This is a genomic window from Paenibacillus sp. H1-7, assembly GCF_022354825.1.
In the GTDB taxonomy this organism is placed as follows: Bacteria; Bacillota; Bacilli; order Paenibacillales; family NBRC-103111; genus Paenibacillus_S.
Genome location: NZ_CP031168.1, coordinates 2,690,623 through 2,703,101, shown reverse-complemented (window position 1 = coordinate 2,703,101; position 12,479 = coordinate 2,690,623). Strand labels below are relative to the sequence as shown.

Below are 12,479 nucleotides of genomic sequence, written 5' to 3'. Positions count from 1 at the left end.
ACTCCTCCCATGATGCTGTTATATCTATTGGAATCAGGAGGCTAACTCCTGCATTTCAATCCGTTAAAAATAAACTGGGTCGTGTAGGATACGACGGACTCCAGACTGTCTTCCTTCCCGGCTTGCGGTTCGCCGGACCCGAATACAGGATCTAGGAAAGGGCTGATACGGGAAAAGATCAAAGTACCTACGACAAAATGCATCGTATGCTTCAGCGAGTCGTATTCGAAACAGCCCTTGTCGCGGCCTGCCTGCAAAATATGTCGCAATCCAAGCCATAGCGAAAACAATAATTGCTGCACCTTCTCCAGCCTCGGACTTTGCATCATGACTTCCTGCTGCAGCATATTAATGAGCTCCGGTTCCGCCATCCGGAATCGAACGAACTCGCGGATGAACGACCGCAGATCTTCTTCCGGATCCTTCAATTCATAAGCGGTATGTAAAAAGTCCGGCGCGAACGTGTCGAACAACGCGTAATATACGTTCTCCTTGCCTCCAAAATGGTAGGAAACGAGGGCAAGAGCCACTCCTGCCTCATCGCAGATTTGCCTTACTGTAGTTCCTTCAAAGCCTTTGCGCGCAAATAATATTTTCGCCGCATCGAGAATTTTCAGCTTTACATCTTTCGCATCCTGTTTCATTCGAACCTCCTGTCGGCGCACGCCGAATTCATTGAGATAGCTTCCTATGCATAAAATTCCTTAGTTAGTCGGGTTCAACCATGGGCTCTTTAGTATCATAAAAACCCATTGGGAAAAGTGCATATATTGAACAATTGTTTTGAACGATTGTTTTGAACAAATGTTCAAATTAGCTATAATTGGATAATACATCGGTCTTTGAAGACTTGTCAAGAGGATTTGTCCAAAAACTACCCCTTGATTTCCTGAATTTCCCTCGAATCTTATAATGGATATAGAGAGAAGACACATTAAGGAGAAGGAGTAGTGAAGTGAACAAGAAATTTTCATGGAAACGATTTGGACGAGTCAGCAAGTCGATAGCCGCCAGCCTCATCGCACTCCAGGCTTTTTCCTTTGCAGGCATTGCCGGGAATACGGCAGCTGCAGCGGAGCCGAATGTCGTCAGCACGTGGATGTGGAATCCTTATCTCATCCAGAACAAAGATGCGACTCTTACCCAACTGAAAGAACACGAAGTGAACCGGGTCTATTTGTTCATAGATCCCGATTTTCCGGCGACGTACTACAAAAGCTTCATTAAGGAAGCCAAGACGAGGGGAATCGACGTATTTGCCTTGTCCGGGGCGCCGAACTGGGTACTTCCCGAGCATAACAAGAAAATGTACCAGTTCATTTACTGGGTTAAGCAGTATAACAGCTCTGCTTCTCCCGAGGAGCAGTTCTCCGGGATTCATCTGGACGTAGAACCCTATGTACTGCCTCAATGGAGCGAGAATTCCGACGCGGTGATCGGATTGTGGATGGACACCGTAAGCGGCTTTGTAGAGGAAGTTAAAGCGGATACGGACCTAACCGTCGGTATGGATATGCCGGTATGGCTCAATTATACGGATGTTAGGGACGGCTACGGCGGCAGAACGACATTATCCAATTGGTTCATCAGCAAGGTCGATCAAGTGACGCTTATGGCTTACGTGGATAATGCTAAAGGGATTACGGAATCCGTCCAACAGGAAATGGCGGAAGCGGACCGTGCAGGCATACCCGTGCTGGTTGCCGTAGAAACCGTGAATAATAACGAGCACGGCACCAGCTTTTATGATAAAGGCAGTGCAGTTATGAAAACCGAATTGAACAGCGTTATCGAAACATTGCGGGTCCATCCGTCTCTCCAAGGCTACAGTGTTCATGAATGGGACCGCTGGATTGAATTAAAGCCCTGACCAGGCAATGAGCAATCATAACAAACGACCTCCAACCATCCTATCCGATGGGAAGAGGCCGTTCTTTTTTTTAACCTCAATTAATGATGATGATGATGCCGTTTGGAACACATGCAATGACTTTTGCCATGATGTTTTTTGGAATGGTGGTGCTTACCGTGATGATCCTCGCATTTCATTTTTGTCGCTTTATGCACATGCTTCAAGAATACAGGTCCGACCCAAAGACGAGCATGCTTGTTGTCTCCATGTTTTACGTGTTTTACGTGTTTCACATGCTTCACATGCTTGCATTTGCATGAATGCACATGTTTATGCTTTGTCCATCTCGGCTTTCTTTTCTTCTTTGGATGACAGCTGCAAAAATGATGTTTACCCATCGATGATCATCCTCCTTAGAATTCGACAATCGATGTATTGTATGAATTCCGGGGATTATCCGTGCAGACGAACCCTATCGGCTATAACCCATTTATCGGTACAAATGTATTGGTTTGTCCCAATTAAAAAAGGCCCGGTGCTGCATGTCTGCAGCCCGAGCCTCGAAAATCGAAAATACGATTATTTAAGAATATGAATCGGATGTCCCATAGCAACCTCAGCGGCTTCCATGGTGATTTCACCCAATGTAGGATGCGCATGAATGGTCAATGCGATATCTTCCACTGTAGCTCCCATCTCGATTGCGAGACCCATCTCGGCAATCAGATTGGATGCTTCCGCTCCCACGATTTGCGCGCCGAGCAGCAAGCCGGAAACTTTATCGCTGACAAGCTTCACGAAGCCTTCCTTCAAGTTCATCGATTGCGCACGGCCGTTAGCTCCGTAAGGGAACTTGCCTACAGCGACGTTGATGCCTTGGGCTTTTGCCTCGGTTTCATTCAAGCCTACGCTGGCAATTTCCGGATCGGAGAATACAACCGCCGGAATGCATTTGTAATCGACAGCGCTTGGAAGTCCTGCGATAGCTTCCGCCGCTACTTTACCTTCGTAAGAAGCTTTATGCGCCAGAGCCAAGCCTGGTACGATATCGCCGATAGCATAGATGTGCGGCACATTCGTTTGGCATTGCTCGTTTACTTTGATAAGTCCGCGCTCGCCTACTTCTACGCCGGCCAGCTCCAAGGACAGATCTCCGTCGGTGTTCGGACGACGGCCGACAGTCACAAGCACATACTGTGCCGTTACTTTCTTCTCTTCGCCTTTTACCGTGAAGGTCACAGTAACATCCTTGTCTGTTTGCTCGCAGCCTTGAGCCATAGCTTCGGTGAATACTTCCACTTCGAGCTTTTTCAGGTTGCGTGCGACAAGCTGGGACATTTCTTTCTCAAATCCAGGCAGTACGGCGTCGGAGCCTTCGAGCACGGTTACTTTCGTACCGAATTTCGCGTACGTTTGTCCCAACTCGATACCGATGTAGCCGCCGCCGATGACGATCAGGCTTTCCGGAATTTCCGGAAGCTCCAGCGCTTCGGTGGACGACAGGATGCGTCCGCCGTAAGGGAATGCTTTCAGCTCGATCGGACGGGAGCCTGTAGCGATAATGCAGTGGTTGAAACGGTAACGAGCTGTTTCGTTATCGTTGAACACGCGGGCTTCATGCTCGTTGATGAACAAAGCCTCGCCGTTGAAAATTTGTACTTTGTTGCCTTTAAGCAGCTGTGTTACGCCGCCGGTTTGCTTCTTGATGATGCCGCCCTTCCATTCTTGCACTTTAGCGAAGTCAACCTTTACGTTGTCCGCCGTAATGCCGATGGAGGAGCTGTGGCTTGCCGCCTCATAATGATGCGCAGCCGAAATCAGCGCTTTGGAAGGAATACATCCGCGGTTCAAGCATACGCCGCCCAATTCGGATTTATCCACGATCAGTACGCTTTTGCCCAGCTGGGCGGCGCGAATGGCCGCCACGTAACCGCCGGGTCCGGCACCGATGACCAGAACGTCAATCTCAACGGAAGCGTCTCCTACTACCATAGCTGTTACACCTCCATAATGAGCAGCTCTGGATCCGCCAGAAGCTGTTTAATGTAGTTCATAAAGTTTTGAGCCGTTGCACCGTCGATAATCCGGTGGTCGAAGCTCAAGGACAATGCCATGACAGGTGCTACTACGATTTCGCCGTTTTTCACGACAGGCTTTTCGGTAATACGGCCTGTTCCCAGAATGGCGACTTCAGGGAAGTTGATGATCGGTGTAAAGAACATACCGCCGGCAGAGCCGATGTTCGTAATGGAAATCGTGCTGCCTTTCATTTCTGCCCCGCTCAATTTGCCGTCGCGTCCGCGAGTTGCCAAATCTTTGATAGCTTCGGCGATAGTCCAAATATTTTTGCGGTCTGCATCCTGGATCACCGGTACGATCAAGCCGTTGTCGGTATCCGTTGCGATTCCGATATTGTAGTACTTTTTGTAGACGATCTCGTTCTTTTCTTCGTCGAGCGTTGCGTTCAAAGCAGGGAATTGACGAGCTGCCGCTACGAGAGCTTTCACGATGAAAGGCAAGTACGTCAGCTTGACGCCTTTTTTCTCGGCAGCTGCTTTGGCTCTGCCGCGCAAGGCGACGAGCTGGGTGACGTCGACTTCGTCCATCAGCGTTACGTGCGGAGCCGTATACGCGGATTTGACCATCGCATTCGCAATCGCTTTGCGGATGCCTTTGAGCGGAACGCGCTCTTCGACGCGTTCGCCGGACAATGCCGCTGCCGCCGCCGATGGCGCTGCTGCAGATGCCGTTACCGCTGCAGGAGCTGCGCTTGCAGCTTCCGGTGCTGCTGCGGCTGGCGCTGCGCCGCCGGTGAAGCCGAGAACATCTTCCTTCGTCACGCGGCCGTTACGGCCTGTAGGTGTGACTTGCGCGATGTTCACGCCTTTCTCGCGAGCGAGCTTGCGCACGCTCGGCGTAGCCAATACTTGGCCTGCGGCGGATGCGCCCGCGGCCGGTGCTGCTGCAGCTGGAGCCGCCGCTGCAGGAGCTGCGCTTGCGGCTGGTGCCGTTGCCGCAGCAGGTGCTGCTGGAGCCGCTGCAGGAGCTGCGCTCTCGCCGTGACCGCCATGGCTCGGTTGCTGAGGCACCTCGCCGGATACCTCGATCGTCGCGATCAGGTCGCCGATCGTACATACCGTACCTTCGCCGACTTTGATTTCGACGATTTTGCCTTCTACCGGAGAAGGAACTTCTACCGTGGATTTATCGTTTTGCACTTCCATGATGATCGTTTCATCATTGACCGTATCGCCAGGCTTCACAAGCCATTTGACGATCTCGCCTTCGTGAATCCCTTCCCCGAGCTCCGGGAATTTGTATTCAAATATCGCCACGATTCTGATCCTCCTAAAGGTGGCGCAGCGGTGTTTGCAGGTTGGAATTTATAAAAATCGTGCTGAACACTAGAAACCATCTCCATGCCGTGCCAACTGTCTCCGTCCGCTGTTGAAAACGGATTTCTAGATTACACCTTTTGCGGTTGAAATCCGTTTTCAAAGTCGGCTCGTAAACTCTCCGACAGTTACACGCCCTTCCGATTCCTAGTGTTCGCATTATATAAATTCCAAAAAGCGCTCCCGCTGCGCTTTATAATATAAATTACCCGTTTGCGGATACCGGCAAACGATAGCTTATCCCTTCAACGCTCCTGTACAGGAGCGTTTTTTGTCCCAATACGAACGCGGAATGTGGAAGGGATAGAGGGATGTGCCGAAGGAGCTTGCGTCCGCCTTTGAAATGGTGTATTTACCGCTAGATCTCATCAACCATACACCATTTCAACAGCGGCCGTAGGCATTCCCTCTTCCCTGCAACCATTACGCGACAACGCATTGGACAAACCGCCGCTCCTTAACGGAGCGTCATCCTAGAAATCCAGTACTTTATTCAAACCTGCTACGATACGAGCAGGGTTAGGCAGCCATTGATCTTCCACTTGCGCAAACGGATATACCGTATCCGGAGGCGTTACGCGGAGAACCGGAGCTTCGAGGTGAAGAATTGCCTTTTCGTTGATTTGAGCGATAACTTCCGCTGCAACGCCGGATGTTTTTTGAGCTTCTTGAACAACGATAGCACGGTTCGTTTTCTTAATGGACTCGACGATCGTCTCGATATCGAGCGGAATCAAGGTGCGCAGGTCGATAACCTCTACTTTCACGCCGCGGGTTTTTTCGATTTCTTCCGCAGCCTTCAGCGAAGTGTGAACCATTGCGCCGTAAGTGATGATCGTTACATCGGAGCCTTCGCGAACGACGTTCGCTTTTCCGATTGGAACCGTGTACTCGCCCTCAGGAACTTCAGCACGGAACGAACGGTACAGGTTCAGGTGCTCCATGAAGAATACAGGATCGTTGTCGCGGATCGCGGAGATCAGCAAGCCTTTGGCATCGTAAGGGTTGGAAGGTACAACCACTTTGATACCAGGCGTTTGTACAAGCAAGCCTTCCAGCGGGTCTGTGTGCAGCTCGGCTGCTTTAACGCCGCCGCCAAAAGGAGTACGGAACGTGATAGGAGCATTATAGCGTCCGCCGGAACGGTAACGCATACGTGCAGCTTGGACACAGATTTGGTCCATCGCTTCATAGATGAAACCGACGAATTGAATTTCGGCTACCGGACGAAAGCCTTGAATCCCCATACCTACTGCCAAACCGCCGATAGCGGATTCTGCGAGCGGAGTATCGAATACGCGTTCTTCGCCGAATTCTGCTTGCAGGCCTTCCGTCGCACGGAACACACCGCCTACTTTACCTACGTCTTCCCCGAATATAACAACGTTAGGATCGCGCTGCAGCTCTACGCGCATAGCATCCTTAATCGCTTGAATCATTGTCATTTGTGCCATGGTATGCTTTCCTCTCCTTTACCCGATATAATCCGCTTTTTGCTCTGCCAAGTGGGACGGTGTCGTTTCGAACATGCTGTCGATCAGGCCTGGAACCGTCATTTTCTCGGTCTCTTCCGCCTTCTTGATTTGCTCAGCTACAGTAGCCTTCGCTTCTTCGACAACTTTGTTTTCTTCTTCTTCCGACCACAAGCCTTTGGCTGTCAAATACGTACGGAAGCGGTTCAGAGGATCTCTTGTCGCTTCCCAATCCGCCGTTTCTTCTTTCGTACGGTATTTGGAAGGATCGTCACCGGACATCGAGTGTGGAAGGAAACGATAAGTGATCATTTCGATCAATGTTGCGCCTTCGCCGTTACGTCCGCGCTCGGCAGCGTCTTGTACCGCTTTAACTACGGCAAGCACGTCCATGCCGTCCACCTGCACGCCTTTAATACCGGCAGCTACCGCTTTATGAGCAACCGATTCTGCAGCCGTTTGTTTGGCGAATGGTGTCGTAATGGCATAGCCGTTGTTTTGAACTACGAAAATGGAAGGAAGCTTGAAAGCGCCAGCGAAGTTCAAGCCTTCGTAGAAATCGCCCTCGGAGGAACCGCCGTCGCCTGTATAAGTAATAGTAACGCGCTTTTCGCCGCGTTTTTTGAATGCCATGGCAACGCCCATCGCATGCAAAATTTGCGCGCCGATAATGATTTGCGGCATCAAAACGTGCACATCGGCCGGGATTTGTCCGCCATGCTGATGGCCGCGGGAATACAAGAATGCTTGGTACATCGGAAGTCCGTGCCACACGATTTGCGGCATATCACGATAGCCCGGGCAAATAAAGTCGTCTTTATTTAAAGCGAATTCGCTGCCGACCATCGACGCTTCCTGACCGGAAACCGGAGCATAGAAGCCAAGACGGCCTTGACGGGTCAAGTTAACCGCGCGTTGGTCCCATGTACGGGTAAATACCATGCGTCTCATCAATTCTTTCAATTGATCGTCAGTCAATTTCGGCATTTCTTGCTCATTTACTACAGTACCGTCTGGCGCCAATACAGACAAAGGCGTCACCTTAGACACTGCCACTTCATATGGCTTACTCATGTACATTCACCTCAGCGATAGATTTTGATGCCTTGAAACCGGAGTTTCTGTTATAGTAGTATTATAAACCTGTTTTCTCTAATAACACAACTACTTACTTGCAAAATATGCGATCTTTCCTTTTCCATGACTATAACAGTGCAACAAAATATATAATACAGAAGAGAAAAAAGGTGCAAACTATTATAATACACTTGGAGGAATTCCGATGGACGATTCCATTTATTACAAACGAACGGTAGTTAAGGAGCTTGTCCCGTCCGCTGCGTTAGGCAAGGAAAGACCTGTCCGCGTCTTCCTGCCTCCCGGTTATCAGGAGGTCATGACATATCCTGTCATTTATTGTCAGGATGGCGAGCAGTTTTTTAATTTCGGACGCATCGTCACTCATATGAACCGGCTTATTTTCGACGAAGGCATCGATCCGGCCATTATCGTCGGTGTCGATGTCGACACGTCGGTAAGAACGAGCGAATATGCCCCGGAAGGAGAGCGCTTCGCGGCCTATACGCAATTTTTTACCCAGGAGCTGCTTCCTTATATTGAATCCAAATACCCGGTGCGCACCTCGCCCTCCGAACGAATTATAGCGGGAGATTCCTTGGGGGGTACCGTCTCGCTGCATCTTGCCTTAGATTATCCTAGCCTATTTTGCAGCGTTATATCCTTGTCCGGCGCATTTTTCCGCGAAACGCAGCAGCGGATCGCCGAGGAAGCCGATTTATCGTGGCTGAATCTATATATGTTAATAGGACTCGATGAACGGGAGGTCAAGACGGAGCGCGGCACCTTTGATTTCGTAGAGGCCAACAGGAATACCCGTTTGCTGCTGGAGGAGAGAAACTGCCGCTTGACCTATGAGGAGAAGCCGGGCAAGCATCTTTGGGGCTTTTGGCAAAATGAATTGCCTGAGGCTATGAAGCTTTTCTTAAAAGGATTGCATTGAGTCGGCTGTAAGGAATGAACAGCTTGTCCTTCGGATAGGTTCGATTCATGGCTTGGAAGTGGTAGTGTCTGTTACGTAAGCCTAGGAAGCCGATAAAGTGATGGCTCAACGACTCATCCGGCGGCGGTTGGTACAGCGGGGAGCCGGTTAAGGACGCTGCAGCCCACAGAATGCAGACGTCCTAAGGCAGTATAGTCATCGATACTTTGCTTCCGATACATTGTCTGTTTTTCAATCAATGCCGTAACGGTTTTGGAGCGATTCGACCATTTCGGCAACCTGCGCGTCATCCGGCAAATGGATCTGCTTCCAGCTTTGTTCCTCCATCCTTGAACGTCCTCTCACCGTCTCCTTCACGGCATCGATAAACGGCTGCACGTCGTTCAAGCCTGCAAGCTCCTGGAGGCTTGCCATGCTGTCGCTCTGAACGTCGGGGAATTGCTGTCCGTCCGCCCCTTCCGCAGCAATTTGATAAAACTGCCGCGCGAGACGCGCCTTCTCTTCCCCGACTCCCGTTACAACGACAAAGGCCTGTACGACGAACGCATGGGCCTGACGCCGTTGGGCGATACCGCAAAACTTTTTACCCCGTATGCTCAAATCGTAATCGCCGGGACAATACGAGCCTGCGATTTCCCCTTTGGCAACATCCGGCGTCACCGCATGAAGCGCATCGCGCACTAGATGGTACATGGTTTCGAAATCGTGACGGAAATCGATTTGCCCCGTTCGCTTGGGCAGGATGAGCGAGACGTTCACTACGCCGAGATCGAGCGGTACGGCAGCTCCGCCGGAATTGCGGACTGCTGTCGAATACCCTTGCTGCTCTAACCAGCGCTTTCCCTCTCGTGCGAACGGAAGCCGGCTGTCTCTCAGGCCCATGACGAAAGCTCTCCGATGTCTCCATAAATGGAGGATCGGCGGGCCTCCCTCTCCCACCAGCTTGCACAGCAATTCCTCCAATGCGAACGGGTACAATATCTCCGCCTGATCCAGCTGCTGTGAACGATCCCAAATCAGTGTGCCTGCCGGCAAGCTCCACGGCTCCTGTTCCATGATAATCCCCTCATTCTTGTACAAAATATCTCTATTTATGTATTGTTACGCCTTCTTATCGGTTTTGGCCAAAATGTCCTTATAGATGCGGATCAGATGATGGATATCCTCGTCCGTAAGTGCGCCGAAGAAAGTATTGATGTTCACTTTTCGTTGCTCCCTGATGGCTCCGAGCACTTGTCTTCCTTCTTCGGTAATGCTGAGATAAACGACTCTGCGATCCGCCTCATCCCGGTTCCGCTCCACATAGCCCGATGCGATCAGCTTATCCGATAACGTCGTAATGGCGCCGGCGGAATAGCTTAATGCTTCAGCCATTTGGGAAACCTTAAGCGGCCCCTCCTGCTCCAGCTTCTCAAGAATGTAGCCTTGAGGAGCCGTCATTCCTTTCTCGTCGAATTTGTTCCACGCTGCCGCCATTCTGCGGTACAGCTGTCTTGCTACCTCTTCCAGCTCGAAGAGGTTCCGGTGATCATCCATCGAACGGCCCCTTTTCCTAACCAAGTTTGAGATTATAATACCATTAAACCGGCATAGAACAATGTTTTTTTGCTTTTCATTGATATTTATCCTGCCCGAGCATAGCAAAAAGGCGTATGGATACATGCTCCATGCGCCTTTATAAACGGTTCCTGTCATATTAGTCGGATGGTTTTCCCGTTGATTGAACAGTGGATGAATGGTTAGCCGAACCGGTGGATTGTGCCTGTTGGTCGGAAACGCTTTGATTCCATTCATACAGAGCTACCGTAGTGCCGAACATTAGAAACGTCGCCAACACCAATCGGAGTGATTTACGGTTTGTCATATTCGTTTCCTCCAGTTGAACAAGATAACCGTATTATCTCACAGGAAAATGAAACGAACCTGAACGTTAACTGAATGTTCGCTGAACGCTAGCTCTGCGGCTCCAGACTCTCAATCTTGGCCTGGCCCCACGAAGCAACCTTGACGCGCACGATCATATTGCCCGCTTGCTCTTCGAGCGCCTTACCCGTTCCTTCCGGGACATAGTACTTTTCCAAACCGTATTTCACCGTTATGGCTTCATCCCAGCTGTACTGCACAACGCCTTTGAGTACCGCCTCGCCCGGCTTGACGTCTGGACTCGATCGGTAGGCGGCTTGCGCCTCATATAGACCGTTCACAGGCTTGAGAAGCACATAGACCGGCTCTCCTTCTTCCGGAAGCTTGCCTTGTTCTTGCCAGATTCCCGGCTTCAACCGGCTGATTTCGTAGCTAAGGGTTACGTAATCACCGTACAAAAAGTCCCTCGGATCGACCGGCACCGTCTTCAGCTTGATTTCATGACCGAACCAGCTTACCGCGTAATACGAAAAGGCGATGCCGCACAGGAACAAAATCTGAAGCAGGACCAGGATACCGGTCAACCATGTACGGCTTTTGACTCCAGCGCCTTTACTGATCATGATGGTTCCCTCCCTTGGCTTCCTCGAGAAATTTCTTGTTGCGGCGGTTCAGGAACCAGCTCAATACGAGGAGCAGCAGTCCCCCGAAGATAAAGAACATAGATTTGTCCATGAAATCCCACGTGAGCTTGCCATAAGCAACCATGGTGCTGCAAATGAAGAGCACCGTACCGAAATTGATTTTGAACCGCCATTCTTCGATATATCCCCTCCAGAGCACATAGAAGGAGAAGAAGAACAGCGCGAGTAAATACAAGACGCTAATCCCTGCGGGCAAGTAGACGAAAGGCACAGCGAGAATCCATTCGAACGTGCTGGAGTTTCTCTTGTTCATCAGCTTGCCTGCAACGGAAGCGGCGAACAGAACGACCAGTGCGGTGATGTAATAGAGCGGCTCCGCCAGCAGCTCGTTCCTGTCCGAAGGACCATTATCCCAGGAAAGAACCATAACAATGCCGAATATGAACGCCGCGGCCAACGGGACGGACTGCAAAGCGTATCCCGTACTGCGATCCTTGTACCAGTCGCCGACCGTATACAAAGCCATAAGCGGAACAAAGAACCATAGAAATTTCCATTCATTATCCAGAACAAGCATGAGACAATGAAGCACGTAGCTCAGACTGAAGCACCAGGTTAGCAAGGTGCTTTGATTCTTCCAAGCATAGTACCCGAGACCGGCAATCATCAGCGCGAATCCTGCATAGCTGAACTGATGAAATTCCGTTGTGCTGTAATATTGCGCAATGGTAAACACGAGCAAGCTCAGTAAGTAAATAAATCGGCTGCGGACAATGTACGTCAGCAAGATCCCCGCGGTACCCCAGATGACAAACGATGTGATGTCGTAGGCGACCAGATGGAACATTTGCCCTACGAGCACGATTCCCGCTCCGAATGAAATATAGCCGAGAGCAGTCAATGCTGTGCCGAGCTTCTCATGCTCCCTGCGCCGGAACACTTCGCCTCCCCCGTAGAACGAGACCATCAGGAGGATGACCATGGCCAGCCTTGCGAGCTGGGGGATGTCCTGCCAGTTGGCGGCTACAAAGCTCAAAATCCCGAGGCCTACCAGGATGCTGCCGAGGATCGGAAGAATGCCGATCGCATGCTTTTTATCTTCATACAATAGTAAAATACGCTCATATTGCTCACGGGTCACGATATCGCGTTCAACCCAGCGAAGACCTTCCTTTTCCAACCATTTGCGGCTCATAGTCGCTGCACCTCTCTCATGTATTGCCTTTAATTTCA

The 12,479-nt window shown here is 50.6% G+C and carries 12 protein-coding genes; 2 read left to right on the top strand and 10 right to left on the bottom strand.

All coding sequences use genetic code 11. The annotated features are described in order from the left end of the window. Positions 1 to 41 precede the first annotated feature (41 nt). Positions 42 to 644 carry a TetR/AcrR family transcriptional regulator gene (locus DVH26_RS12070; RefSeq protein ID WP_239633930.1) on the bottom strand — a complete coding sequence of 201 codons (603 nt, stop codon included), beginning with the start codon at positions 642 to 644 and terminating at the stop codon, positions 42 to 44. A 311-nt stretch (positions 645 to 955) separates the two neighbouring features. Between DVH26_RS12070 and DVH26_RS12065 the strand changes: the two genes are divergently transcribed. Next, positions 956 to 1,870, top strand: a complete 915-nt coding sequence (locus DVH26_RS12065) for a hypothetical protein (RefSeq protein ID WP_239633929.1) — start codon at positions 956 to 958, stop codon at positions 1,868 to 1,870. 561 nt (positions 1,871 to 2,431) lie between these two features. Here the strand turns inward: DVH26_RS12065 and lpdA are convergent. The 4 genes from lpdA to pdhA all read right to left on the bottom strand — a co-directional run bounded on the left by lpdA (position 2,432) and on the right by pdhA (position 7,793). Beyond that, complete coding sequence (gene lpdA, locus DVH26_RS12060) at positions 2,432 to 3,844, bottom strand: dihydrolipoyl dehydrogenase (protein ID WP_239633928.1); 1,413 nt, start codon at positions 3,842 to 3,844, stop codon at positions 2,432 to 2,434. A 5-nt stretch (positions 3,845 to 3,849) separates the two neighbouring features. After that, entirely contained in the window at positions 3,850 to 5,187 is a 1,338-nt protein-coding gene (locus tag DVH26_RS12055; RefSeq protein WP_239633927.1) for a dihydrolipoamide acetyltransferase family protein, read from the bottom strand. Positions 5,188 to 5,720: 533 nt separating this feature from the next. Next, the gene (locus DVH26_RS12050; RefSeq protein WP_239633926.1) at positions 5,721 to 6,701 is read right to left on the bottom strand and encodes an alpha-ketoacid dehydrogenase subunit beta; all 981 of its coding nucleotides are present in this window, start codon (positions 6,699 to 6,701) and stop codon (positions 5,721 to 5,723) included. Between the two features lie 18 nt (positions 6,702 to 6,719). Further along, complete coding sequence (gene pdhA, locus DVH26_RS12045; protein ID WP_239633925.1) at positions 6,720 to 7,793, bottom strand: pyruvate dehydrogenase (acetyl-transferring) E1 component subunit alpha; 1,074 nt, start codon at positions 7,791 to 7,793, stop codon at positions 6,720 to 6,722. Positions 7,794 to 8,001: 208 nt separating this feature from the next. On the opposite strand from pdhA, the gene DVH26_RS12040 reads away from it, so the two are divergent. Further along, positions 8,002 to 8,739, top strand: a complete 738-nt coding sequence (locus DVH26_RS12040; protein WP_239633924.1) for an alpha/beta hydrolase — start codon at positions 8,002 to 8,004, stop codon at positions 8,737 to 8,739. A 231-nt stretch (positions 8,740 to 8,970) separates the two neighbouring features. On the opposite strand, the gene DVH26_RS12035 is transcribed toward DVH26_RS12040, so the two are convergent. The 5 genes from DVH26_RS12035 to DVH26_RS12015 form a co-directional block, all read right to left on the bottom strand. Beyond that, positions 8,971 to 9,795 carry a lipoate--protein ligase family protein gene (locus DVH26_RS12035; RefSeq protein ID WP_239633923.1) on the bottom strand — a complete coding sequence of 275 codons (825 nt, stop codon included), beginning with the start codon at positions 9,793 to 9,795 and terminating at the stop codon, positions 8,971 to 8,973. A 45-nt stretch (positions 9,796 to 9,840) separates the two neighbouring features. After that, positions 9,841 to 10,275 (bottom strand): MarR family winged helix-turn-helix transcriptional regulator, encoded by a 435-nt coding sequence (locus DVH26_RS12030; RefSeq protein ID WP_239633922.1) that lies wholly within the window; start codon positions 10,273 to 10,275, stop codon positions 9,841 to 9,843. Between the two features lie 160 nt (positions 10,276 to 10,435). Further along, positions 10,436 to 10,603 (bottom strand): hypothetical protein, encoded by a 168-nt coding sequence (locus DVH26_RS12025; RefSeq protein ID WP_239633921.1) that lies wholly within the window; start codon positions 10,601 to 10,603, stop codon positions 10,436 to 10,438. Positions 10,604 to 10,691: 88 nt separating this feature from the next. Next, complete coding sequence (locus DVH26_RS12020) at positions 10,692 to 11,225, bottom strand: GDYXXLXY domain-containing protein (RefSeq protein ID WP_239633920.1); 534 nt, start codon at positions 11,223 to 11,225, stop codon at positions 10,692 to 10,694. After that, positions 11,215 to 12,441, bottom strand: a complete 1,227-nt coding sequence (locus tag DVH26_RS12015; protein WP_239633919.1) for a DUF2157 domain-containing protein — start codon at positions 12,439 to 12,441, stop codon at positions 11,215 to 11,217. The genes DVH26_RS12020 and DVH26_RS12015 overlap by 11 nt, the downstream gene beginning before the upstream one ends. Between the last annotated feature and the right edge of the window lie 38 nt (positions 12,442 to 12,479).

Coding starts and splice junctions, on each gene's coding strand:
- DVH26_RS12070 (WP_239633930.1), bottom strand. CDS start 644: ATGAAACAGGATGCGAAAGATGTAAAGCTGAAAATTCTCGATGCGGCG.
- lpdA (WP_239633928.1), bottom strand. CDS start 3,844: ATGGTAGTAGGAGACGCTTCCGTTGAGATTGACGTTCTGGTCATCGGT.
- DVH26_RS12050 (WP_239633926.1), bottom strand. CDS start 6,701: ATGGCACAAATGACAATGATTCAAGCGATTAAGGATGCTATGCGCGTA.
- pdhA (WP_239633925.1), bottom strand. CDS start 7,793: ATGAGTAAGCCATATGAAGTGGCAGTGTCTAAGGTGACGCCTTTGTCT.
- DVH26_RS12040 (WP_239633924.1), top strand. CDS start 8,002: ATGGACGATTCCATTTATTACAAACGAACGGTAGTTAAGGAGCTTGTC.
- DVH26_RS12035 (WP_239633923.1), bottom strand. CDS start 9,795: ATGGAACAGGAGCCGTGGAGCTTGCCGGCAGGCACACTGATTTGGGAT.
- DVH26_RS12030 (WP_239633922.1), bottom strand. CDS start 10,275: ATGGATGATCACCGGAACCTCTTCGAGCTGGAAGAGGTAGCAAGACAG.
- DVH26_RS12025 (WP_239633921.1), bottom strand. CDS start 10,603: ATGACAAACCGTAAATCACTCCGATTGGTGTTGGCGACGTTTCTAATG.
- DVH26_RS12020 (WP_239633920.1), bottom strand. CDS start 11,225: ATGATCAGTAAAGGCGCTGGAGTCAAAAGCCGTACATGGTTGACCGGT.
- DVH26_RS12015 (WP_239633919.1), bottom strand. CDS start 12,441: ATGAGCCGCAAATGGTTGGAAAAGGAAGGTCTTCGCTGGGTTGAACGC.